Source organism: uncultured Shewanella sp., from assembly GCF_947491715.1.
Taxonomy (GTDB): Bacteria; Pseudomonadota; Gammaproteobacteria; order Enterobacterales; family Shewanellaceae; genus Shewanella.
In genome coordinates this window covers 359117-381830 of the sequence record NZ_CANLKR010000001.1, presented here as the reverse complement: position 1 = coordinate 381830, position 22714 = coordinate 359117, and the positions used below count along the sequence as shown (strand labels likewise).

Sequence of the window (22714 nt, the reverse complement as noted above, 5' to 3'; positions counted from 1 at the left end):
GCATCTCAATCATTACCAACCAGCTAAAGCTCGTGCAGGTTGTGTCTTACTGGCTTTATACGCGGGATACAGTGTTGCAATCAGACTCATGAAAAAAGCCAATAACACTACAGTAATCACATCTGACATCAAGAGTTTTGAGGGGAGAAAGTCAATAAAATAAACATCGGCGGATAAGAGCTGTATGCCAAATAAACCTTCAATAGCCCTTGCTATATTGCTTAAATTGAGTGCAATTAAACACCCTGAAATAGCTCCTAATGCACAGCCTAATACGCCATTAAAGGCCCCTTGTACAACAAATATTCCCATGATACTTCTTCGTTTCATTCCCATGGTTAATAAAATGGCTATTTCAGATTGTTTATCACGCACCGCCATGACTAAGGTCGATACAATATTAAAACAAGCTACGGCAATGACTAATGCAAGAACTAAATACATGATCATTCGGACCATTTGAATGTCTGAATATAAATTACCTTGGGTTCGAGTCCAGTCATTGATATATAAGTATTGCTGCTGATTATACCCCAGTTCTCTGATCAAACGGGGAGCATCAAACACCTTATCCACCTTAATCCGTACTCCCGTGACATCCTTGCCTAAACCTAATAATTGACTCGCATAAGCCATTGGAATATATGCCGTCGTTAAATCTAATTCCCCGCCAATTGAAAAAATACCGGATACCACAAAACGGTGGCTTTTCGCTTGACGGATCTGTCCTTTTGAAGATTTAGCGCCCAGTTCTGGAGTATATAGACTCAAAGATTGGCCCACTTTGAGATCCAGCGCTTTCGCCAAGCCTTTTCCAAGCACGATATTATTGCTGTCAGACTGACTTAAGCTCTGCCAGCTCTTTGCCGACATAAACTGACTAATACTGGAGACCTTAGACTCTAATTTGGGATCAACGCCAATCACTGACACCCCTTGAAAACCTTTAGGCTTTTGTACTAACCCTTGAATTTGTATCAAAGGGGCCGCCGACACTATCCCAGGGATCTTAACGGCTTCTTGCACAATTTTTTGCCAATCACTGATCCCACCATTGACAGCCGTCAGCTCACCGTGGGGGACAACAGCGAGCAATCTTTGCTCTAATTCACGTTCAAACCCGTTCATGGCAGACAACACAATGATCAATACCGCCACTCCTAATGCAATACCTGCTGTCGATGCAAACGAGATAAAACTAATAAAACGATTAGATTGCCTAGCAAGATAAAATCGTAAACCTACCCATAGCGCTAACCCTTTTCTCATGTATGATTACCTGTTTGAGTGTGAGCTGTAACACTAGCATCATCTGATTGACTCAACTGACCATCTTTCATGTGCAATTGCCTATCCATGCGCGCCGCCAGCTGAAGATCATGGGTCACGACAACAAAGGCCGTTCCTAACTGCTGTGCCAGTTCTTTAATCAACACATAGACATCTTCGCCACTTTTAGCGTCTAAATTACCCGTAGGTTCATCGGCTAATACTAGCTTAGGTTGATTAATTAATGCTCGAGCAATGGCAACACGTTGACGCTCTCCCCCTGACATTTCTGCTGGAGTATGATTTAGTCGATGCTCAAGCCCTACTCTGGCAAGTAATGTTTTTGCTTCGACGAGCACTTGTTGGCGATTTCTTCCATCAATAAACCCCGGCATTGCCACATTCTCAAGAGCTGAAAACTCAGGCAACAAGTGATGAAACTGGTAAATAAACCCTAAGTCTTTATTTCTTAATCGAGCTTGGCGCTTATTCGATAATCCATAGATATCTTCTCCTTCTAAAAGCACTTGGCCTTCACTGGGACTATCAAGGGTTCCCATAATATGCAACAGGGTACTTTTACCTGAGCCTGAACTGCCGACAATCGCTAGCTGTTCACCTTTGAATACTTGTAAATTGACTTTGTGCAATACTTGGGTCTCAAGACGGCCTTCGGTATACACTTTACTCACTCGACTCACTTCTAATAATATTTCTGGCTTCATCTTTAGACTCATTTATTGTCCCCCTGAGGTGACAACTTAAATTTTCAATTTCAAAGTAATATTCATTGATTACATCAATACTTTTAACGACTACTCATACCGTAATGCGCTAGCAGGCTCGACACTAGCCGCTTTCATAGCAGGATAAATCGTCGCAATCACACTCACAGCTAACGTCCCTAACACAATACTGAATAATTGATGAGGCTGTAATAACACAGGCAAACTTTGCCCTGCGCCTAAAATAGAAAGCCCTAAGATACGCGTGATCTCATTCAAGTTTGTTGTTAACAATACCCCAATCACTAATCCCCCGATAAGCCCTATCACAGCATTTAAGGTACCTTGAATGATAAATACCCCCATAATATGACTTGTGGGAAGGCCCTGGGTTTTCAATACCGCCACATCCGTGGTCTTATCGACCACCATCATGACCAATGCAGAAACAATATTAAACGCCGCCACCGCAATAATGAGACAAAGCATGAGCGACATCATATTCTTTTCCATTTTCACAGCACTGAATAAGTCACCATAAGTGTGTCGCCAATCCGTAGTGGTCACGTCAATCCCTTGTTCAGCAAATAAGGCTTTCACTTGAGGCGCTAGCTGAGCGGCGCTAAAAGGATCGATTAAATATAATCTGAGTTGTTTCACTTCTCCAGGCGTTTGCCTCATTAAACGCTGAGCATCTTCATAATTGATGTAAGCCACGCTCGCATCCACTTGCGATCCCATTTCAAAGATCCCAGCTAAAGTAAATTTTCGCTGGCTTGGCATCGGGCCTAACGGCGAATAAACCACACCATCACCACTTAATAAACGCACCTTATCCCCCGTTGAAACATCCAACAATCTCGCCAGTTCTCCCCCCAAAATAACGTTATATTGTTTAGATTTAAGGGCGTCAAAATTCCCAGCAAACGTTTGCTTCGTCGCATTGAGTAAAGGATCTTCATATTGAGGATAGATACCATACACTTGCACAGCACGAATATTATTGGCTGATTGCACCATGGCTTGGGTCGAGACACTCGGGGTCGCGCCTATCACACCCGGTAATTGTTTCAGTTTTTCTATTTGCGCTTTCCAATCGGTTAAAGGTGCACTGGCATGAACCGTTAACTGAGGTACAGCACCTAGAATACGCTGTTTTAATTGACCTTCTAAGCCACTCATCACTGAGCTCACGACAATCAAAGCCGCGACGCCTAATAAGATCCCAGAAACCGAAAAAAGGGTAATAAATGAAGCAAAGCTATTGGTTTTTCTCGCTTTCCAGTATCGAAAGCCAATGTATAAAGGTAATTTTAAATTCATGGACAATGTTGTACTTTTATCGTACAGCCTTGCTAAATCATAGGGATAGGAACAATAATAGAGGGAATAGATATAAAAACAAGAGGCAATGCCTTGTTCACAAACTCAACTCCTTATTTTAGTGTGACTCATTCCTTTGAGGTTTTCCTAGAAACTTGGCCCGAAGGTCATCCGCTCCCCACTGAAGCGCAACTGCACAATTTACTCCCAACAGGCATGCAATTGATGAGTGATGTCAAAGCACTTGAAGCCGATTGCTTACTGCAATTGCGTCACTTAGATGATGAAAGTCAAACCATTGTTGACTACTTAAAGTTGCAATCTCGAAAAATTGATTTAGTGCTCCAACACGTCCTTGCACAAACGCCCCACTCAGGGAAAGCCGTTAAAGGTATGCGTTTTGGCGGCAGTGAGATCCAAGTATTGAGCGATGCGCCTCTGCCTCTCAATGGGCAATATAAGGTCACACTTTTTATTAAAGATGAGCTTATTTCAATCATGTGCTTCGCCCAAGTCACACAATCCAACGAAGTTAACGATATTGTTATCATGGAAGACGAAAACAAGATTGACACCAACATCTTCACAACCAATAGCACATCGACTTCAAAGCAAGCAAAGACATACCTCAGTGAATTAACGTTTAACTTAATCCAAGACAGTGATATCGAACAATTAGTCAAAGCGAGTTTAAATGTGCAACAAAAACAGCTTAAACGGCGTAAATTTCAGCCTTAAACTCATAAGGCTTATTCGCTAAAATGGGCCAGTATTGAGAAACACTTTCTGTCATGAAGACAAGCTAAGCTTCAGGTTAGCTATAGTATATTCCCATCATTTGGGTATACTATGGCCACCCAATTTGTTGTCAATTGACTGGTTTATCTCGACTTCATGAATGCATTCTCAATATTAACCCCACCTGGCGTTAAAGCGGCGCCTCAAGTCCAAACCTTGAGAACGCCAATCGGCGCAGCACAAGCCATTACCCTTGCTAATATTGCTGAGCAATACACAGGGCTTACCCTTGTCGTCACTCATGATACGCCCAGCGCCATTACACTTGAAGCTGAGCTTGGCTATTTACTCAAAGAAAAAAAACTGCCGATTTGGTTATTCCCTGATAGAGAAACCTTGCCTTATGATGCCTTTTCGCCTCATCGAGATCTAATCTCTCAACGCTTGGCTACCTTGTCACAATTATTACAAGCTAAGCAAGGACTTGTCATTGTGCCCATGGCCACCTTAATGGTGCGTTTACCGCCGCAAGACTTTTTAAGCGCTAATGTGTTGATGTTACAAAAAGGCGATACTTATCATTTAAGTGAAATGCGACAGCAGTTGGTCAATACTGGTTATCATTTGGTCGAGCAAGTCTATGAGCACGGTGAATTTGCTGTCAGAGGCGCCATCATTGACATCTTCCCTATGGGTTCAAATAAACCCTTTCGCATTGAACTATTTGATGACGAAGTTGAGTCAATTCGACATTTTGATCCTGAAACTCAACGCTCTAATGAAGAAATAAACCGTATTCGCTTGTTACCGGCAAAAGAATTTCCAACCGATAGCAAAGCAATTGAAGGTTTTAGGCAACGTTATCGCCGTCAATTTGAGGTACTGGTCAAAGAGCCAGGCTCCATTTATCAAATGGTGAGCAAAAATACTCTACCTGCAGGCATTGAAAATTACCTGCCGCTCTTTTTTGATAAAACCGCCAGTTTGTTTGATTACTTACCCAAACAAACGCAACTGATTGCGTTAGGGGAGCTCACCCAAGCGGCCAATAATCATTTAAAAGAAGTGCAAACTCGTTATGAAGAGCGCCGCGTCGATCCACTTCGTCCCTTGTTGCCGCCAAAAGACTTATACCTGTTAACAGAACAAGTCTTTGCAGCATTTAAACACATGCCACAATTGCAATTAAAAACAGGTGAAATAAGCAATGCTCACATCAGCGCTAAAACAGCTTCATTACCTGAGCTCACCGCTAACCATAAGCTCAAACAACCCCTTGAAGCGTTAAAAGACTATGCCAGCACCCAAGTCAATTTACTCTTTAGCGCAGAATCTGAAGGACGACGTCAAGCCATTGTTGAGCTACTGAGTCACATTGGGCTGAAACCCACTTTATTTGATCATTTCGATGATTATCTGGCTAATCCCGCTCCCGTGGCATTAATTGTATCGCCGCTTTCTCAAGGTTGCATTATCAGCCCACCTTCGGGTCATGATTTTAGCCTAATTTGTGAAACAGAGCTCTTTGGGCACCGTATTTCACAACACAGGCGCCGTGAAAAACAAAAACAGATAAGCAATGATGCATTAGTTAAAAATTTAGCTGAGCTCAAAGTGGGCCAGCCTATTGTGCACCTTGATCACGGCGTGGCACATTATCAAGGACTAGAAACCTTAGATACGGGGGGACTTGTCGCCGAATATTTAGTGCTTGAATATGCCGGTGGTGACAAACTTTATGTCCCCGTCGCAGCTTTGCACCTCATTAGCCGTTACAGCGTCGGTCCCGATGAAGAAGCGACGCTCAATAAACTGGGCAATGAGAGCTGGACCAAGGCCAAACGTAAAGCCATTGAAAAAATCCGTGATGTTGCCGCTGAATTGCTTGATGTCTATGCCAGACGTCAGGCTCGTCCGGGGGATGCGTGTAAACTGGAAGAGCAAGAGTATGCGCAATTTGCCAGCAGTTTTCCCTTTGAAGAAACCGTAGATCAAGAAACCGCCATCAAAGACGTGCTAAGTGATATGTGCTCCCCCATCGCCATGGATAGACTCGTGTGTGGTGATGTAGGCTTTGGCAAAACAGAAGTGGCCATGCGCGCCGCTTTTGTTGCCATCAATGATGGTAAACAAGTGGCGATTTTAGTCCCCACCACTTTGCTGGCTCAGCAACATTTTGAAAATTTCAGCGACCGATTTGCCGACTGGCCCATTAAAGTCGAAGTGTTATCTCGGTTTAAAACCGCCAAAGAGCAGCAAAGTGTCATGCTCGAACTCGAAGCAGGCAAAGTCGATGTGGTGATAGGCACTCACAAATTACTGCAATCTGATGCTAAATTTGAAAACTTAGGCTTACTCATTATCGATGAAGAGCATAGGTTTGGTGTTCGGCAAAAGGAAAAAATCAAAGCGCTACGCGCCAATGTGGACATACTCACATTAACCGCCACACCCATTCCTCGAACCTTAAATATGGCCATGTCTGGCATGCGTGACTTATCGATTATTGCCACGCCTCCGGCAAAAAGACTCGCGGTAAAAACCTTTATTCGTGAGTACGATAATGCCACAATACGGGAGGCCTTATTAAGAGAGATCCTGCGTGGTGGACAAGTTTATTTTTTGCATAACAGTGTCGATACCATTGAGCAGCGAGCAGCTGAAATTGCGGACTTATTGCCAGAAGCGAGAGTCGTCACCGCCCATGGGCAAATGCGTGAACGAGAGCTGGAAAAAGTCATGTCTGATTTTTATCATCAACGCTTTAATGTCTTAGTCTGTACCACCATTATCGAGACTGGCATTGATGTGCCTTCTGCCAATACCATTGTCATGGAACGAGCCGATAAATTTGGTTTAGCGCAATTACATCAGTTACGAGGACGAGTCGGCCGCTCTCACCATCAAGCTTATGCCTATTTATTGACCCCACACACGAAACGCTTAACAAAAGATGCCCGAAAACGACTCGAAGCCATCAGTGCATTAGAGGACTTAGGCGCAGGGTTCATGCTTGCCACTCAAGATTTGGAAATTCGTGGCGCGGGCGAATTATTAGGGGATGAGCAAAGTGGCCATATTTCTAAAATTGGCTTTAGTTTGTACATGGAAATGCTTGAAGATGCAGTTAAATCCCTCAAGCAAGGTAAAGAGCCCTCCCTTGAACATATGCTCAAGCATCAAAGTGAAATCGAGCTTAGGATCCCCGCTTTATTACCCGATGACTATGTCGCTGATGTGAACATTCGCTTATCTTTATATAAACGCATTGCCAACTGCACTAGCCAAAAAGCCCTCGATGAGCTCAAGGTGGAACTCATTGATCGTTTTGGTTTATTACCTGAACCCACTAAAAACCTCTTGGCATTAAGCTTTTATAAACATCAAGCCACAGAGTTTGGGATCAAAAAAATTGAGATGCACGCCAAAGGGGGCAGTTTAGAGTTTAATGATGATCACAGTATCGATCCGGGCTTCATTATCGGTTTATTACAGCAGCAGCCACACATTTATCGAATGGATGGCCCTGCTAAATTAAAATTCAATCTGCCGTCAGAGTCTTATCAAGACAGATTGGCCTTGCTTAAATTGCTCTTGGAGCAATTATCCCAACATCGTCTTGGAGAATAAACGTGCTACGACTTAGTCTTATTTTACTTAGCTTATTATCTGTGAGTGTTCATGCAGAGGATGAACGTTGGTTTGAAGTGGAAATTTATGTGTATCAGCATAATAGTAACAGTGTTGAACAGTGGCCCACTCAAGTCACTGCGCCTAAAACCAACAATGCGGTTGATTTAATCGCCCCCGTCACCAGTACCGATTTAACCTCAGTACGCAATGGTCTCACCAGCTGTACCTCTCAAGATTGGGCAACCAATAGCAATGAGTGTAATACCCAATTAACCACCAGCGCTAATGCCAGTACACCAGAAAACATCCCCGTTGAAATCGCCGCCGCTCAACCCGCTACGGCCTATACTGGCAATGGCCCCGTATTATTGGCTAGAAGCCAGAGTCAATTTGGTGATATCATCAAAAAAATAGCCAGACAACCCGGTACCACCAGTTTATTGCATATGACATGGCAACAAGCCATGAAGCCAAGAAACCAAGCCAAACCCTTACATCTCTATGCTGGACATGATTTTGAAAATACTTACAATTATGATGGACAAGAGATTAACACCAATCCAAACAATAACGACATACCCAGTTTTGATTTTATGCAAGGCATTTATGATCACTCGAGCAAAGGCCCGGTTTGGCAGCTCGATGGCACCTTAAACATCTACCTCAATCACTATTTATATATTGAAGCGGCATTAAACTTAAGGGAAGAAGGCACTAAGCAAGTCCTGGTAACAAAAGATAACCTCAGTGACACCACTAACGGCTATCAAATCACTAATGGGATCACTGAAACCGAGTCGACCCCCTTTTTATATGCCATTCCACTCAAACAAAATCGCCGAGTTCGCAGTGGCGAAATCCACTATTTTGATCACCCTAAAATGGGCATGATCATTCAAATCCGTAAAATGCCCCAACCCAGTACCTTGTCCATAGGCCAGAGTCATTAAAATCGATAAAATAACATTAGCCAAGTCCAAAACATTATCATCTAGATATTGATATTTTGCCCATTATTTTAATCACCTAAATAATGGGCAAAATCATTCAACTCGAACTCCCCCTATCAATAACAGCATATTATTTATTCCTGTCATACCTGTAATATTAAGGGGTGATCTATTTGAAAAACCACTTTTCACTAATGGTCATGTTTGATGAGAGTCGCAACATTCGAATTTTCAAAGATATAGTCACTTCTTTGCTTAAACTCCTGCAACGTTTTCTCATCAGTAAAAATGTAAAACGCCTTATTGTCTAGCCCATCAAATAATATCTTTGCCGCCTCTATCGGATCTATCCCTTTGTCCGTTGCTGTCCCAATCGCTTGAAAGAAATCTTTAGCGCCAGAAGCGATATACAAGTGTTTTTGATACTTTGCTAAATGCCGATCTGAATTCGCTAAATTTGATTTGACAAAATAAGGAAAAAAAATGGCTAATTGAATAGAAGGATCTGACAATTGACAATCCTGTTTAAGGGCTTCAGTAAAAGCCACAATGGCATGTTTTGCCATTTGATAACTGAATAAATGCTCCTTTGTCACTAAACCTAAATGAGAAGAAACACTGACAAAACAAGGGTTATCATGTGTCGATGCGTGAAGCAAGGGTAAAAAATGGCGGGCAATATTCACTGTCCCCATTAAGTTAACCTCTAATGTCCAATCAACTTGCTCCTTTGGCACTTCCCATACTGCCCCAAAAGGCCCAGAGACTCCGGCACAGTTAATCACCATATCGATAGAAGGCACTTGCTGAGACAGTTTATTTGACAAAGCCTTAACAGCAGAATCATCTCGAATATCAAGGATTATTACACTGACATGTTTTTCGGCGGCATCCACCAATGGATGATGGGTATCAAAATCACAATCCACCAAGACGAGTTGTGCAGCCTTATTCTGTAAACAATACTGTGTAATGCCTAAGCCGACTCCACTAGCCGCACCTGTGATCACAATATGACGATTAGTAATAAACATAAAGATATCACCCACAATGACAATTAAAATAACTGTGGTTTATTCTGTTCACTTTTTCAAATTCATATAACAACCTTAATTTATCAATAATACAATCTCAGCGTTCAATGTCGGAATAAACAAAATGGAACTGAAACTCATGTCGACAATGGACAAGATGCTTAGCCGTTACACGTAGGAATTAAAAATTGACAAAACTAATAAATTCAGTAACCTGAACCTTTAAAAAGGATATTGATATCGAGTAAATATTAAGGGATGCATTTTATGTTAGTTAGCTTGTTGGGTTATTCAGGCCTTATCGCGGCAATATGGATTGTTTTCAGCATCAGTTTAACGGGGTATTTCTATCCCAAATTTAATCATAAAACACAGTTTTGCAGTGAACTTGGCGCAATAAACAGCCCGACCCAACAACTCACCCCCATCATTAATCATTACCCTTTGGGGATCTTATTTCTCTTATTTGGTGGCTATATTATTCAACTCCATCAAACGTCAGTATGGATCACATTAATCGGTAGCACGATTGCTATTCATGGTGTGGCCACATGGGTAGCAGGATATTTTCCTATGGATAAAGACCCTTATACTCGTTCACCCTCATTGAGTGGCAAAGTACACTCTTGGGCAGGTTTCATATTATTTTTATCATTATTATTCCCTCCCATTTTATGCCTGTTTTCAGCTGAGTTTAGCCTCATCTTTAAATTCGGATCCCTAGTATCGATTATCCTTAGTTTGTACTTTACTCGACAATTAACGCAAGCCTATAAAGAGAAAACCACACCGGGCCTGTACCAACGACTTTGTTATGGTACTCAGCTCATTTGGCTCAGTGCCCTATCAATTATATTGCGTTAATCTCCACAATAAAAGGAAAACTCATGCCCGCTTTTAACATCACTCGAATACATACCCCTAAGGGTATTTTCAAACTCACAGGCAAAACAGTCGCCGATACAGGCTCGACTAAACTGCAAGTTGATACCCTAGATATATTAGGCACCGATGGTTGGATCACACTTGATATCTACGCTTGCCACACACAAACCCTTATTCATCTCATTGAAGATGATTGCCTTCAGCATCTACAAGAAAAACAATAGACAAAAATTTACAATTGTATTAATATGCATCCATATTCAGGATGGTGGTATCAACAGATAGCATAATTGAATAAATGGAAACGAAAGGGAATTCGGCACGCGACTTAAACTCGTCATGACATTGACTCTCCAGCTTTTTATTTTTTCACACTCGCTATTTCATATTCCCTTAAATTTGTCGCTTTTTATGGCGCGATAACATCTCTAAAATCTCATGGAACGAGTCGTAATAGGCGTAGCACTCACTTGCTCCATGGCTGGCATTATATTAAATATGGAAATGAGTTATGAGTTTTTTGAACAAAATGAAAGCACAAGTAACAAATTTAGGTGACGGCGTTAGTTCGACCACATCCAAGCTTGCAGGCAATGTATTAACCTCCTCTAAAGAAAACAGTAAATTAGTCGCGATTAAGGGTGAAATAGCTTCTATTGATGGCGATCTGGAATTTGCTTATAAAGCCATAGGTAAGAAATACATTGAGCATGTCGCCAAGACTGGTCACAGTTTTGAATTTGGAGTACAAGATACATTAATTCAAATTGCGCCTAAGTTAGATAAAAAAGCACAACTTGAAAATGAAGCCATTGAAATAGAGAAAGCCCTAAAAGATCAACTACTCATGCAAGAAAAAGCAGCTTTTCAAAGTGAATTTGATGAAGAACAAGCTAAACTGGATAAAGCCTTAAAAATGGATGTCATTTCTAAAGCTGAACATACCGAAAAGCTACTCAAAGCCAAAAAGCGCGTTGATAACTTTATTGACATTCGTAAAATTGAAAAACAATATGAAATGGATCTCATTTCAAAAGATGAAAAAGAAGAACGTATTGCCCTGTTAAGTTAAGCTATCAATAATAACTTACTATTGTTAAAAATAGGAAAAGCGATAGCGCCTTTCCTGTTTTTAAATGAATTTCCTCGAAAATAACTCACTGAACGCCTCAAAAAAAACACACTCAAACTACACATAAAATACTGACTATTAATAAAATTAAAGTATTAATCTATAAAAAATGACATCAAAATCGCCTTTGATAATAAATACCAGGATGACAACGTACCATGTTAAACTCTTCACTGAGTCCTGAAATTGACTCTGATGCCCCTAAAAATAAAATACCTTTAGGATTTAATGCTGCTGCAAATTGCCTTAAGATTTTTTGTTTCGATTCGGGGGAAAAATAAATAAGAACATTACGGCAAAAAATAATATCAAACTTCCCCAATAAGCTGTAATTATCAAGCAGATTATGCGCCCTAAAATTCACCATACGTTTAACGGGATCTTTTATCGCCATTTTTCCTGTGTTTAAACTTGATTGAAAGCGACTTGCTCCAGCCAATGCTAACTCAGCCGTTTCGGTCACAGGCTCAAAAAAGGCTTTTTTTCTCCTTTCTGATAATCCTCTCCCTAACGCTAAACTATCATATACACCTAGCTTAGACTTCTCTAACATACTGGGAGAAAGATCTGTTGCTAAAATATCACAGTTAAACAACAAGCGACTTAAGCTTTTTTGCTGATACTCAAGCACTGACATAGCCAAAGAATAAGGCTCTTGACCAGAAGAGCAGGCCGCAGACCACATTTTTAATGGACGCCCTAAGCGCGTATATTGAGGTAACAAGTGATCTTGCAACAATTCAAATGGGTAGCTGTCTCTAAACCATAATGTCTCATTGGTTGTCATGGCATCAATCACTTCAATACGTAATTGCCTTGCCGCCGGCTTCATTGAATGTCTCACGACATCCGATAAAGAAGGAAGATTGTATTTGCCCATTAATGGCGCTAATCGACTTCGAACCAGATACTGCTTATTTTCCCCTAATACTATACCGCTATGCTGCTCTAAAAAAAGCCTAAACTGATTATACTCAAGGTGTTCAAGTGATTTATTTGACAACTTCGCATCCTACATTGATAGCAAGGGAGAATTAACATTTAAAAGAATAATAACATTCGCGCTGGTTTATACCCCAGCGCCTCAAAAAAAACAAGTCAATACATAATGATATTACTGAATACTAACCTGCAGTTAAATGCTCAAATGTTTATTCACAGCACCTGCTAATTCATCAGGATTGAACTTAGCGATGAAATCATTTGCGCCCACTTTCTCAACCATGGCCTGATTGAACACTCCACTAAGTGAAGTATGCAGTACCACCTTAATGTCCTTCAATTTTGGATCATCTCGAATTTCTGCCGTTAAGGTATAGCCATCCATTTCTGGCATTTCAATATCTGAAATAATGAGTGGGATCTCAGTTGCAACGTTATCCATGTCGGCAGCAATAGTTTTGAGTTTATTTAATGCTTCTTTACCATCTTTGGCGGTATCTATTTGCAAATCCAATGCCGACAGCGCTCTAATAATCTGTTTACGAGCAACAGAAGAGTCATCGATAACCATAATATGATAATGCTTATCTCTATCAATGGTCAGCTGCTCATCCAACTCTTTACTGATATTGGTATTAGCTGGGGAGACTTCATCGAGAATTTTTTCTACGTCTAAAATTTCAACGAGTTCATTTTCAATTTCTGTTACCGCTGTCAAATAAGAATAACGCCCTGTACCTTGAGGCGGAGGCATAATGCTTTCCCAATTCATATTAATAATACGCTCAACAGAGCGCACCAAAAACCCTTGCACACTCCGGTTATACTCAGAAATAATAATGAAGCAACCTGTCGTATCCTCAATCGGTCGACCACCTGTAGCTGCGCTCAAATCAATCACTGAAATCGTTACACCACGAATATGTGCCACGCCACGAATATTATTATTGAGTTTCGGTAAGCTAGTCAATTTAGGGCATTGCAGTACTTCTTTTACTTTAAAGACATTGATACCAAACCTTTGCTGGCCGTTTAACTTAAATAACAGAAGCTCTAACCGATTTTGCCCCACTAATTGGGTACGTTTATTTACAGAGTCGAGAATGCGTGACATGAAGTAAACCTTATTCTTATGGACCTAATGCTTATGGATTTAATACTTATGGATCTAATGCTTATGGAACTGTGCTTATGAATCTGTGCTCAACTTAACTCATAGTGTTTAAGTTAAAGCCTCATCATGCATATACTGCATGGAAAACTAATATGACGCATAAACAGGCATATTAATTGCTTAAACGACTCTTGTTCCAAATCACAACAGTGCCTAAATTTATTTAAGTCAAAATAATGACGCTTTCAACACTGACTTAAAAAAAGAGCTAATATATTGATTATGAAAGTTAAATATTGTATCTCTCTTCTTTTTCTTTTACTACCTAAATTCGCTATTGGAAACAATATTGCTACGACCCCTACTTTATCGGCTCTAACTACTATAGCTATAGCGGCAATTGAAAAAAAAATTGTTGTGCCAAAAGACGCAAAAGTGAAAATCACACCACAAGTGATACACTCAGCACAATATATTCCCGCCTGTTTAGGCCAAATCGAAGCCAGGCTTGCCAGTAACAGAGAAATAAAGCGTAATAATACGGTTAAAATAACCTGCGATAGCCCTGAACTCGATTACCCTTGGCAGCTTTTTTTAAACGTCAAAGTTGATGTGTTATTTCCCGTCATAGTGAGTAAGCGCTTATTAGGTACAGGGCATATTATTGGCAAAACGGATGTCGGTATTGCCTACAAAGAAAAAAGTAGTTTACGAGGGCAGCAACAAGTTGAACTCAGCCATGTGATAGGCGCTCGTCTTAAGCGGCGTTTACCCGCTAACACCCCCCTATTTGATAATCATTTTTGCCTTATATGTGAAGGGGATACAGTCACCATTACCGCCAGTACAGGCAACCTCAAGATTAAAACACAAGGCACAGCCCTTAATGATGGTAACTTAGGCGATGCAATAGAAATCAGCAATCGATACACTCAAAAAAAAATTAACGCCTACGTCTCTGACGTTGCTCAAGTCACCATCAGGCTTTAAAATACTCCTAAAGCAATCGTTGAGCTGGCCGATAACCACAGTATTCGGTAGCACCTTCTGACTTGGAATAAAAAATGGCCATTGATATCAAACACACTCTGAGCAACAACAGTACACTATCGCCATTATCTGGCCATAAAAATACTGAAGCCAAAACAGCGCTGTCTCAGCAGAGTCGCACTGTACCCAGCGACTCCGTTTCTATCACCTCCCAAGCTCAACAAGTTCAGGGCGCGCAATCGAGCCTTGCTCAATTACCTGAGATGGATATGGCAAAGATTGATGCGATAAAACTGGCTATCAGCGAAGGTCACTATAAAATTGATCCTGAAAAATTGGCTAAAAACATTGCCAACCTAGAAAATGAACTCGTTCAGAATAAAATATGAGCTTGAATGAAGAGACATTGAAATGGAAGTACTAGACTCGCTGCTAGATTTACAACAAGATAGATTGCTTCAACTGCAAGCCATCTTAGTCCAAGAAAAAATAGCTATTCTTGATAAAGAAGCGAGTATATTACTGCGCCTTTGTAACGAAAAAGCCACACTATTAGCCCAAATAGAAACGGATGATCACAATATCGCGCATCACCCTAAAAAGCATTTATTACCTGAACAACCCAATTTTTCCCATAAATTAAAACACGCTAAAGCACTCCTAGCACTATGTCAGCAACTGAATACTGAAAATGCCCATTTAGTAGCTTTCAATCAAGCGAGTCTCAATCGTCTATCTCAAGCATTGCAAGTGAGCCGTAATGCCTCGAGTTTAACTTATAATGACAAAGGTAAAACCTCCACTCTCTCTTCATTGGGCAATAATATCAAAGTATAATTGAGCCAAGCCCCTTTAAAAAAGCGCATCATTGTCAGCAATGAGACAACATCAGCCCAGAAATCGTTAATGCGTTATAAGAAACGGTATTAAAAATACTCAATCGCTTTGTTAGATATTCCTTCTTGGTTGAGTACGTTACTTTTTTTTGTCACATCATTCATACTGATGCTATGGGCTTGTTCAACTTCCTGCCATACAGCCTTTGGCATTTCTTGCTGTAAAAAAGTTTGCTTCGGTGGTGTCATAAAACCCGCCAGTTCATCATAACGAAAAAAAGCTTGCGCAGAAGAAGTCAATCGGCCGCTTGCAATATTTAATAATCGCGTGTTCAATATCAACCCTTTAGGCGTCACGCTCATGGTCGAAACTAAAGCATGATCCACCATCAATGACGACGATAATTGCTTCCAATCTCGACTCAACATAAAGTCCCCCGTTGGCGTCACTTTCAGTTTAGGACTCATGTTGGCATCTATCACAGTAAATGCCCTTTGCTGTAATCCAGTCATCAAACTGGATTGTAAAACTAATCCCACAGCATTCGTCTTTGTAAGTTCACTTAACAATACCGGTGTAGCCACCACAATAAGCTGCGTTTCGGCTAAGCCTTGATTAAACGCCACCAGCTCATCTAATAAACTCGCGGTCTTTGCTGTAAAAGCTTGAAAATCTGATGTTTCAAGGGTTCGGCTCTGGGTTTTCGATGTCTGGATCATGTCCGTGGGGATATGATCAACATAAGCCTTATCCTCATGGATACTGCATCCGGCAAACATAAACGCTATGGCGAGAAGAGACAGGGATAACAGTCGCTTCAACAGACTCTGCCCATCTTGACTGCTCGCCTTATAAAGTTTCAGCATGGAAATCAGCCCCAATATTCATAAAATCACTCTCTTAGTCCCACTTTCTCCTCTATATCGGCTAAGGGCACCATAACTTTAGTGGGCTTAGTCTTTGATTTAACCGTTCACAACGGCATACATATTGCTTGCTCAATAGTGAATAATCAGACTCATTATCAAACAAGATATCTGGGCAAATGCATAAACAAAAAAACATTTAAAACAACGAGGCCGACATTGTTCACTCAGTCCATTCCATTCATCACGGCATGTCTTTTAGTCTCGAGCTTATTATGTCATGCGAGCTCAGCTCAATCTGAGCTTCAGCAAGCAGCGCCTGCCTCACCCTGTCTCTCAACAATCAAAGCCAGTATTTTGGTGCCACAAGCACAAATGCAGGACAGAAGTCAGTTACGTTATGGACAAATAGGACATTTTGAACAGCACCTTTCCCAGCGATTAACACAACAGCTCAAGTTTAACCTGCAACACGGGATTGCACTGGCGTTTTCAAACGAGCGCCTCGATTTTTCCCCGTCACTGTCGAGCACTCACAATACTCGGCTCCCTGATTGGCTTAACACAATAACCAATAGCCAATATTTACTGATCCCCAGCATTGACAATATCGCCACTGACAATGCGCGCTATGTTTTTGGTTTATGGGAAACCACACCGAAGCGCCAATTTGTGATGACCCTAAGCCTATATCATGGCGTCAGCGGAGAACGCATTTGGCAAAAGCGCTATGAAACTCAAGCCGAATGGGAGTTTAGTCTGACCACTCGAGTCGACTCAGCAAGTCAAGCCTTCTGGCAAAGTGAATATGGCCAAAAAATTGACACCGTCTTCTCTCGCGTTAGCCAAGACCTTGATGAAACTCTGGTATGCCGCCCGGTTATTGGTCAAATTATTGCCCGTCATGGCAATAGGATCTTGATGAATCTTGGCAGACGTAATGGTGTCAAAGTCGGCGACCACTTTCGAGTGGTGCTGCAAAACCAAGTTCAAGACCGCATTAATATTGAACGCATTACAGCAGTAGACACTCAAGTTCAAATCACTATTGATCAAGTGAGTGAAAATATTGCACAGTCCCATTTATCCTCACAAGACGCATTGAGTAATATTCAAATAAACGATCTTATTCTTAGATAACACTCATAATCCTACACTGAATGTCTAATATTCAAGCAACTAAATTTAAAGCCTTTTCATCGTCATAAAAATCAGTATAATTATTGGCGTCTCCCTATAGCTCAACAGGATAGAGCAGTCGCCTCCTAAGCGATCGATCGGGGTTCGAGTCCCTGTGGGGAGACCAGTTGTTAGCTTGCCGATAAATAAAATTTATCGGCAATCACTTTATTGCTAGCCTTGCTTATTTTATCTATTGATTCTACTTATCCATCACTGGCTCTCTCTATAAAAATTCAAACACCCTATAAATTAGCCATTATTAATCAATCTATTATCCTCTAATCTTCTTCATTTCATAATACTTATCGGTGACGTTATTAACTCCTCAAGGGTTTTGTTAACTTTTCTTCTCTGCCTGCTCACTGACTCTATATTGTGACATCAATTAAGGTTTTAAAAACAGTATAAAATGTAAAGCGAATCTATATAACCTCTATAGTGGAAGTCTATCACCATGAATACAATAGTTTGATTTATCTCATCATTGTGATTATTATTCGCCTAAAATAAGAAAGTAATCCTTTTGAAAACGGAACCACAATGAAATATTTAACCGCGGCAACCTTATTATTACTGCCTATCACCTCCTTTGCTGCCGATTACATCATCGAAGTTTGTGAAATTCAAGCCATGAATGACTCTAATATTGCCTATATCAAGCCTTGTGAAAATTGGGTCTCTAAGAGCAATTGTGATAATGGCTATATTGCTTGGGATATGAGTAAATTTCAGGGCCAAACCATGTATAGCACAGCCCTCGCGGCCTTGATGGCTAACAAAAAAGTAAGGGTTCGTACTAATGGAAGTTGTAGCGGTGTCTACGACAATACCAACATGATCCGAGTACAAAATTAACTATGGCTTCTCAAATGTTGGCAGTTCATTTGTCTATTTAAAACAGATATCTTGCTGTCTTACACCAATATACACTTAATGAAGGCTCTACTTTAATTGCCTTCATCCCCCCCTTTTTTATTCTCATATTTTCCAACTCGCGCTTTTCACATAGTTCTTTATGCTTAGCTTATAGGTATCAACATGACTGCGACACCATAAACACCAAGAAGGAGTATAGCCATACTTCAAAACAGACTAAGCGGCCAAAATGACATCTACAACAAGAAAAACCTAGACTAAAGCATAGTAATACTTATAAAAATTGCCGTTCTGTTGCTTATTCACTAGGCTTATAAACAATCAATATGCTCGACGAGCAATTTTTCAAACATAACTTAGTGTTAGCGAGATGGCCTTCTGAAGATGTTTCCCCTGAGTCATGTTTGCTATCACTCTTTTCAAGCAAGGATCATTAATGACATACAAGGCTCTAACATCTGTAATAATATCCATGCTACTTTTTTTGCCACTCTCTTTGTGTTCATCAGCTCTTTTAGCCAAAGAAGCTCAAGCTTTAACAACACAAGAACAACTGCAACAGCTCAAAGCCGAAATGGCATCGATGCAACAACAATATCAACAACAGATGGCTAAAATAGCCGAACAGCTTAATACACTAGAAAAAAGTGCAGCTCTTGAAATAAAGCAAAAACAACAAGGCACCTCTGTTGTAAAAACAGCAGGAAAACATCAAGAAACTAAAGACTACACAGATCACCCCGTTAAAGCGCACAGTAAAGAAACAGACGAACCAGCGGATGAAAATATGACTCAAGAGGCGAGTCAATCTTCCGCTTATGCCGATAACTTAACCTCAGTAGAGCATTTTATTTATGGCGGATATTTTCGTTCCGGTTATGGTATCAATAAATTAAGTAACTCCATGACGGCTTTTCAAAACCCTGATGCTCCGACAAAATACCGTTTAGGCAATGAAGCTGAAACCTATGGCGAATTAATATTAGGCTATAACAGTACCATTTTAGATACCCCTATTGACCCCTATTGGAAAGCACAAGTCCGTTTAGCCTATCTGTATTCCCCTCCTTCTTCCGCTCCTTACAAAAGCGACGTTAATCATGTTTATATTGCTGAATCTTTTGTCTCAGGGGCCAATTTGTTTACATCAAACCCTGATGCTCAAATGTGGGGAGGACAACGTTTCTATCGGCTCGATGAGTCACTGATCAATGATTTCTACTTTCTCGACATGAGTGGCGTTGGTGCAGGTGCAGAAAATATCGCCTTAGGAGAGACAGTCAAACTCAATGTAGCCTTTATCGGCGGACCCGATATTCCCGCAGACTCGACTTCCGATTACTTAGGCAGTAATAATGGCGTTCTATCTAAAAACAACCTAGATCTTCAAATTCATAATATTCCAACGGGCAATAGCCATAGTATGATTTGGCTCAATGCATCTTACGATCGTGGCGGCTCAGCCGAGGCCTATAATTCCATCAATGGCGATACCTATTCTTACCAAACTAAAGCTGCTTCGGGCTTTGGGGTCGGTTTTTTTAATTTTAATGATCATTTTTTTGGCGGCCAAAATACCTTTGCCGCCATGTATGGTCACGGTACCTCCTCAAACTTTAGAGCCGGTACCGATCAACTGACACTTTCAGGGGAAGATGTCACTCCCAGTATTTATGATTTAAATGACGCTCGAAGCGTTCGCATATTAGATTTTTTCACTATTCCATTAACCCCAAAATGGACATTAATCACTTTGGGTATCTACCAACATGACAGAAATGGGAATATTGATCCCACTTACGGCAGTATTCGTAATTGGTACTCTTTTGGTATGCGCCCGACTTATATGTTTGACGACATCTTTGGCTTACAATTTGAACTCGGCATGGATTATGTCAGCTCAAACCAACTCAGAACAACCACAAGAGATGGCATACTCACTAAATTCACCATTGATCCTTTCATGCAACTTGGCCTTAATACTCAACTTCGAAGCTACATCACCTTTGCTGCTTGGTCAAAAGACTATGAAGCAGATGACATTGGTGGTAATGCCTATGAAGATGATACATTCGGTTTTAATGCCGGAGTGCAAATAACCACGTCTTGGTAAAAGGTTTCGCTAACAAACATATATACCCGTGATACCTGAAGATGCATGTTTTCAGAATCTGTAAAAGTGCCTAATTCAAGGCGTATTATTGCAGGAATGCTTATTGCCTTTTAAGGTAATGCAACGCGGAAGTAGGTGATTTTACAGACTCCCAAAGGGCTGGTTTAAAAGCCTTTTATACTGCGTTACTGAACATCAGCTTAGAATCACTAGGCATGCTGTTCAAAACCTTGTCTAAAAGGCTTTTCATTCCAGCTGAATCCTGCATCTTCAGGTATCATGGGTATAGTGGTCATCTTTAATTTAGCCATGGACAACCCGCTAAAAGAACACGGCATAGGCAGTTACTGGCCAAATATATGGGATATTTTAACCCAACAATACGGTGTTAACATTAATTATTGCCAACATCAGCCGACGTACTCTGACATACCGTAATATCCCCGTTATCCTACAAAATGCAGCTAAAATGACGCACTTTCATCCACTGCTATTCCCATTCAGTCAATTATTTCCATTAACCCAATCATCCCTCAACAGAGTATATAAAGATAAATCATGATAACGCCCTTTCCAATAACTGTGCTGGCGAAGCACCCCTTCTTTGATAAACCCCAGTTTACGCAACACCATTTCTGATCCCGTATTTCCCTGCATCACATAAGCCTCGATTCTGTTCACTGAGTGAATGCACGCGACGGAAAATAAAAACTCAGCCACTTTTTCTAAAGCCTCAGTAGCAATCCCTTTCCCCCATGCTTCTTGACATAATTCATAACCGATAACAGCAACATGTCGCTCACTTTCAAAATGGTTCACACCACATCCCCCTAAATAGTCAAGTGTCATTTTGTCCCTTATTGCCCACCTTAACATCTGCTTATTTTGTTGTTTTCGAATCTCTTCGTTAATAAACTCGCGCACTTTATGAATAGACTCAAATGCGCCTAAATCATAAAATTGTGTGACTTTGGGATTGGAGAAAAGTGCGAATATCTCTTCGCTATCATCAAGCGTGGTCTCATCTAATCTCAGTCGTATCGTTTCTAACATTGGCGTCGCACTGTTGGTAGAGTCTTGATTGTCTCCTTCTAGTACAGCCTGATTTAAGTGCTGGCAGTCATGGTTTATATCCATGTTGTGTTACTTCCTTGTCGTTCGTTTTTAGTACACTTTATACTTCACAGTTTCTATTTCACATTCATCCCATAACGATGCACTCGCCAATCCTTCTCTTGGTAGGTTTCTATAAAGTGCATGCCTAATTTACGTAGAATATTAATAGAGGCTGTATTCTCTGCAACCGCATCGCCCACCACGAAATCTAGCGCCATGTGTTGTTTGGCATAATCAATACAAGCCTGATTAGCCTCCGTCGCTAACCCTTTGCCCCAAAAATCGGGGTGCAAGCGGTATCCAATATCAATTTCATTAATACGCATCTCATTTTTGAATCCACAAAAGCCAATGACTTTCCCCGTTTCTTTGAGTACAACCGCCCAGCGACCAAAACCGATGGATTGATATTCTTTAAGCCAAATATCGGTAATAATCTTTTTGGCATCTTCTACACTTTCACACATGCCCGCATCCCCAGTGTATAAATTCACCACATCGGGTGCATTGAAATCATACACGGCTTGCGCATCTTCTATATTAAACTCTCGAATAATTAATCTTGGGGTTTGAGTAATAATTTTCATTTTGGCATCCTTATTCACTTTTATGCACACATTTATACCCGTGATACTTGAAGATGGATGTTTTCAGAGCCTGTAAAAGTGCCTAATTCAAGGCGTATTATTGCAAGAATGCTTATTGCCTTTTAAGGTGATACAACGCAGAAGTAGGTGATTTTACAGACTCCCAAAGGGCTGGTTTAAAAGCCTTTTATACTACGTTATTAAACATCAGCTTAGAATGACTAAGCACGCTGTTCAAAGCCTTGCCTAAAAGGCTTTTAATTCCAGCTGAATCCTGCATCTTCAAGTATCACGGGTATATACATGCTTTTCTGTATTGGTTTTTATCTTATAGAGTATTTATAAAGCAAAACAGATACAGTGATATACAATAAAACCCAATACAGTTTTTAATACGACTCG

At 40.7% G+C, this 22714-nt stretch carries 21 protein-coding genes and 1 tRNA gene; 13 read left to right on the top strand and 9 right to left on the bottom strand.

From position 1 onward, the window contains the following. Nucleotides 1-12: 12 nt before the first annotated feature. The 3 genes from lolE to Q0779_RS01675 all read right to left on the bottom strand — a co-directional run bounded on the left by lolE (nucleotide 13) and on the right by Q0779_RS01675 (nucleotide 3317). Nucleotides 13-1269 (bottom strand): lipoprotein-releasing ABC transporter permease subunit LolE, encoded by a 1257-nt coding sequence (gene lolE / locus Q0779_RS01685; RefSeq protein WP_298768839.1) that lies wholly within the window; start codon nucleotides 1267-1269, stop codon nucleotides 13-15. Continuing rightward, complete coding sequence (gene lolD / locus Q0779_RS01680) at nucleotides 1266-2006, bottom strand: lipoprotein-releasing ABC transporter ATP-binding protein LolD (RefSeq protein ID WP_298768837.1); 741 nt, start codon at nucleotides 2004-2006, stop codon at nucleotides 1266-1268. Before lolD ends, lolE begins: the two co-directional genes overlap by 4 nt. 78 nt (nucleotides 2007-2084) lie before the next feature. Then, nucleotides 2085-3317, bottom strand: a complete 1233-nt coding sequence (locus Q0779_RS01675; protein ID WP_298768835.1) for a lipoprotein-releasing ABC transporter permease subunit — start codon at nucleotides 3315-3317, stop codon at nucleotides 2085-2087. Between the two features lie 93 nt (nucleotides 3318-3410). On the opposite strand from Q0779_RS01675, the gene Q0779_RS01670 reads away from it, so the two are divergent. From Q0779_RS01670 to Q0779_RS01660, 3 genes are all read left to right on the top strand, one after another. Beyond that, complete coding sequence (locus tag Q0779_RS01670; protein ID WP_298768833.1) at nucleotides 3411-4055, top strand: hypothetical protein; 645 nt, start codon at nucleotides 3411-3413, stop codon at nucleotides 4053-4055. A gap of 156 nt (nucleotides 4056-4211) precedes the next feature. Further along, the gene (gene mfd, locus Q0779_RS01665) at nucleotides 4212-7685 is read left to right on the top strand and encodes a transcription-repair coupling factor (RefSeq protein WP_298768831.1); all 3474 of its coding nucleotides are present in this window, start codon (nucleotides 4212-4214) and stop codon (nucleotides 7683-7685) included. 2 nt (nucleotides 7686-7687) lie between these two features. Beyond that, on the top strand, nucleotides 7688-8638 hold the full coding sequence (locus Q0779_RS01660; RefSeq protein ID WP_298768829.1) for a peptidoglycan binding protein CsiV: 951 nt from the start codon (nucleotides 7688-7690) through the stop codon (nucleotides 8636-8638). Nucleotides 8639-8829: 191 nt separating this feature from the next. Here the strand turns inward: Q0779_RS01660 and Q0779_RS01655 are convergent, their stop codons facing one another. Beyond that, nucleotides 8830-9672 carry an SDR family oxidoreductase gene (locus Q0779_RS01655; protein ID WP_298768827.1) on the bottom strand — a complete coding sequence of 281 codons (843 nt, stop codon included), beginning with the start codon at nucleotides 9670-9672 and terminating at the stop codon, nucleotides 8830-8832. Nucleotides 9673-9939: 267 nt separating this feature from the next. On the opposite strand from Q0779_RS01655, the gene Q0779_RS01650 reads away from it, so the two are divergent. From Q0779_RS01650 to Q0779_RS01640, 3 genes are all read left to right on the top strand, one after another. Next, nucleotides 9940-10536 (top strand): DUF998 domain-containing protein, encoded by a 597-nt coding sequence (locus tag Q0779_RS01650; RefSeq protein ID WP_298768826.1) that lies wholly within the window; start codon nucleotides 9940-9942, stop codon nucleotides 10534-10536. 23 nt (nucleotides 10537-10559) lie between these two features. After that, the gene (locus tag Q0779_RS01645) at nucleotides 10560-10781 is read left to right on the top strand and encodes a hypothetical protein (protein ID WP_298768824.1); all 222 of its coding nucleotides are present in this window, start codon (nucleotides 10560-10562) and stop codon (nucleotides 10779-10781) included. A 287-nt stretch (nucleotides 10782-11068) separates the two neighbouring features. After that, complete coding sequence (locus tag Q0779_RS01640; protein WP_298768822.1) at nucleotides 11069-11629, top strand: hypothetical protein; 561 nt, start codon at nucleotides 11069-11071, stop codon at nucleotides 11627-11629. 175 nt (nucleotides 11630-11804) lie between these two features. Here Q0779_RS01640 and Q0779_RS01635 read toward each other — a convergent pair whose 3' ends face one another. Both Q0779_RS01635 and Q0779_RS01630 read right to left on the bottom strand, forming a co-directional pair. Then, nucleotides 11805-12692, bottom strand: coding sequence for a protein-glutamate O-methyltransferase CheR (locus Q0779_RS01635; protein WP_298768820.1), 888 nt, complete (start codon nucleotides 12690-12692; stop codon nucleotides 11805-11807). 132 nt (nucleotides 12693-12824) lie between these two features. After that, nucleotides 12825-13745: a chemotaxis protein CheV gene (locus Q0779_RS01630; protein ID WP_298768818.1), complete on the bottom strand. Its 921-nt coding sequence runs from the start codon at nucleotides 13743-13745 to the stop codon at nucleotides 12825-12827. 282 nt (nucleotides 13746-14027) lie between these two features. Between Q0779_RS01630 and flgA the strand changes: the two genes are divergently transcribed. The 3 genes from flgA to flgN all read left to right on the top strand — a co-directional run bounded on the left by flgA (nucleotide 14028) and on the right by flgN (nucleotide 15572). Further along, complete coding sequence (gene flgA / locus Q0779_RS01625) at nucleotides 14028-14735, top strand: flagellar basal body P-ring formation chaperone FlgA (RefSeq protein WP_298768817.1); 708 nt, start codon at nucleotides 14028-14030, stop codon at nucleotides 14733-14735. A gap of 74 nt (nucleotides 14736-14809) precedes the next feature. Beyond that, a complete protein-coding gene (flgM, locus tag Q0779_RS01620; protein WP_298768815.1) occupies nucleotides 14810-15124 on the top strand; it encodes a flagellar biosynthesis anti-sigma factor FlgM in 315 nt (104 codons plus the stop codon). A 22-nt stretch (nucleotides 15125-15146) separates the two neighbouring features. Further along, nucleotides 15147-15572 carry a flagellar export chaperone FlgN gene (flgN, locus tag Q0779_RS01615; protein WP_298768814.1) on the top strand — a complete coding sequence of 142 codons (426 nt, stop codon included), beginning with the start codon at nucleotides 15147-15149 and terminating at the stop codon, nucleotides 15570-15572. A gap of 89 nt (nucleotides 15573-15661) precedes the next feature. Here the strand turns inward: flgN and Q0779_RS01610 are convergent, their stop codons facing one another. Then, nucleotides 15662-16438 carry a FlgO family outer membrane protein gene (locus Q0779_RS01610; RefSeq protein WP_298768812.1) on the bottom strand — a complete coding sequence of 259 codons (777 nt, stop codon included), beginning with the start codon at nucleotides 16436-16438 and terminating at the stop codon, nucleotides 15662-15664. Nucleotides 16439-16657: 219 nt separating this feature from the next. Here Q0779_RS01610 and Q0779_RS01605 point away from each other — a divergent pair, with 219 nt between their 5' ends. From Q0779_RS01605 to Q0779_RS01590, 4 genes are all read left to right on the top strand, one after another. Then, on the top strand, nucleotides 16658-17578 hold the full coding sequence (locus tag Q0779_RS01605) for a flagella assembly protein FlgT middle domain-containing protein (RefSeq protein WP_298768810.1): 921 nt from the start codon (nucleotides 16658-16660) through the stop codon (nucleotides 17576-17578). A gap of 90 nt (nucleotides 17579-17668) precedes the next feature. Continuing rightward, a tRNA-Arg gene (locus tag Q0779_RS01600) sits at nucleotides 17669-17744 on the top strand. Between the two features lie 416 nt (nucleotides 17745-18160). After that, on the top strand, nucleotides 18161-18475 hold the full coding sequence (locus Q0779_RS01595) for a hypothetical protein (protein ID WP_298768808.1): 315 nt from the start codon (nucleotides 18161-18163) through the stop codon (nucleotides 18473-18475). A 457-nt stretch (nucleotides 18476-18932) separates the two neighbouring features. Next, nucleotides 18933-20609, top strand: coding sequence for a carbohydrate porin (locus tag Q0779_RS01590; protein ID WP_298768806.1), 1677 nt, complete (start codon nucleotides 18933-18935; stop codon nucleotides 20607-20609). Nucleotides 20610-21113: 504 nt separating this feature from the next. Here the strand turns inward: Q0779_RS01590 and Q0779_RS01585 are convergent. Together Q0779_RS01585 and Q0779_RS01580 are read right to left on the bottom strand one after the other, a co-directional pair. Beyond that, nucleotides 21114-21746, bottom strand: a complete 633-nt coding sequence (locus tag Q0779_RS01585) for a GNAT family protein (protein ID WP_298768804.1) — start codon at nucleotides 21744-21746, stop codon at nucleotides 21114-21116. Nucleotides 21747-21799: 53 nt separating this feature from the next. Beyond that, nucleotides 21800-22312 carry a GNAT family N-acetyltransferase gene (locus tag Q0779_RS01580; RefSeq protein WP_298768803.1) on the bottom strand — a complete coding sequence of 171 codons (513 nt, stop codon included), beginning with the start codon at nucleotides 22310-22312 and terminating at the stop codon, nucleotides 21800-21802. Nucleotides 22313-22714: the final 402 nt, after the last annotated feature.

What these genes read in the sequence shown, in the direction of transcription:
- lolE (WP_298768839.1), bottom strand. Translation starts at nt 1,269, where the DNA reads ATGAGAAAAGGGTTAGCGCTATGGGTAGGTTTACGATTTTATCTTGCT.
- lolD (WP_298768837.1), bottom strand. Translation starts at nt 2,006, where the DNA reads ATGAGTCTAAAGATGAAGCCAGAAATATTATTAGAAGTGAGTCGAGTG.
- Q0779_RS01675 (WP_298768835.1), bottom strand. Translation starts at nt 3,317, where the DNA reads ATGAATTTAAAATTACCTTTATACATTGGCTTTCGATACTGGAAAGCG.
- mfd (WP_298768831.1), top strand. Translation starts at nt 4,212, where the DNA reads ATGAATGCATTCTCAATATTAACCCCACCTGGCGTTAAAGCGGCGCCT.
- Q0779_RS01655 (WP_298768827.1), bottom strand. Translation starts at nt 9,672, where the DNA reads ATGTTTATTACTAATCGTCATATTGTGATCACAGGTGCGGCTAGTGGA.
- Q0779_RS01650 (WP_298768826.1), top strand. Translation starts at nt 9,940, where the DNA reads ATGTTAGTTAGCTTGTTGGGTTATTCAGGCCTTATCGCGGCAATATGG.
- Q0779_RS01645 (WP_298768824.1), top strand. Translation starts at nt 10,560, where the DNA reads ATGCCCGCTTTTAACATCACTCGAATACATACCCCTAAGGGTATTTTC.
- Q0779_RS01640 (WP_298768822.1), top strand. Translation starts at nt 11,069, where the DNA reads ATGAGTTTTTTGAACAAAATGAAAGCACAAGTAACAAATTTAGGTGAC.
- Q0779_RS01630 (WP_298768818.1), bottom strand. Translation starts at nt 13,745, where the DNA reads ATGTCACGCATTCTCGACTCTGTAAATAAACGTACCCAATTAGTGGGG.
- flgA (WP_298768817.1), top strand. Translation starts at nt 14,028, where the DNA reads ATGAAAGTTAAATATTGTATCTCTCTTCTTTTTCTTTTACTACCTAAA.
- flgM (WP_298768815.1), top strand. Translation starts at nt 14,810, where the DNA reads ATGGCCATTGATATCAAACACACTCTGAGCAACAACAGTACACTATCG.
- flgN (WP_298768814.1), top strand. Translation starts at nt 15,147, where the DNA reads ATGGAAGTACTAGACTCGCTGCTAGATTTACAACAAGATAGATTGCTT.
- Q0779_RS01610 (WP_298768812.1), bottom strand. Translation starts at nt 16,438, where the DNA reads ATGCTGAAACTTTATAAGGCGAGCAGTCAAGATGGGCAGAGTCTGTTG.
- Q0779_RS01595 (WP_298768808.1), top strand. Translation starts at nt 18,161, where the DNA reads ATGAAATATTTAACCGCGGCAACCTTATTATTACTGCCTATCACCTCC.
- Q0779_RS01590 (WP_298768806.1), top strand. Translation starts at nt 18,933, where the DNA reads ATGACATACAAGGCTCTAACATCTGTAATAATATCCATGCTACTTTTT.
- Q0779_RS01585 (WP_298768804.1), bottom strand. Translation starts at nt 21,746, where the DNA reads ATGGATATAAACCATGACTGCCAGCACTTAAATCAGGCTGTACTAGAA.
- Q0779_RS01580 (WP_298768803.1), bottom strand. Translation starts at nt 22,312, where the DNA reads ATGAAAATTATTACTCAAACCCCAAGATTAATTATTCGAGAGTTTAAT.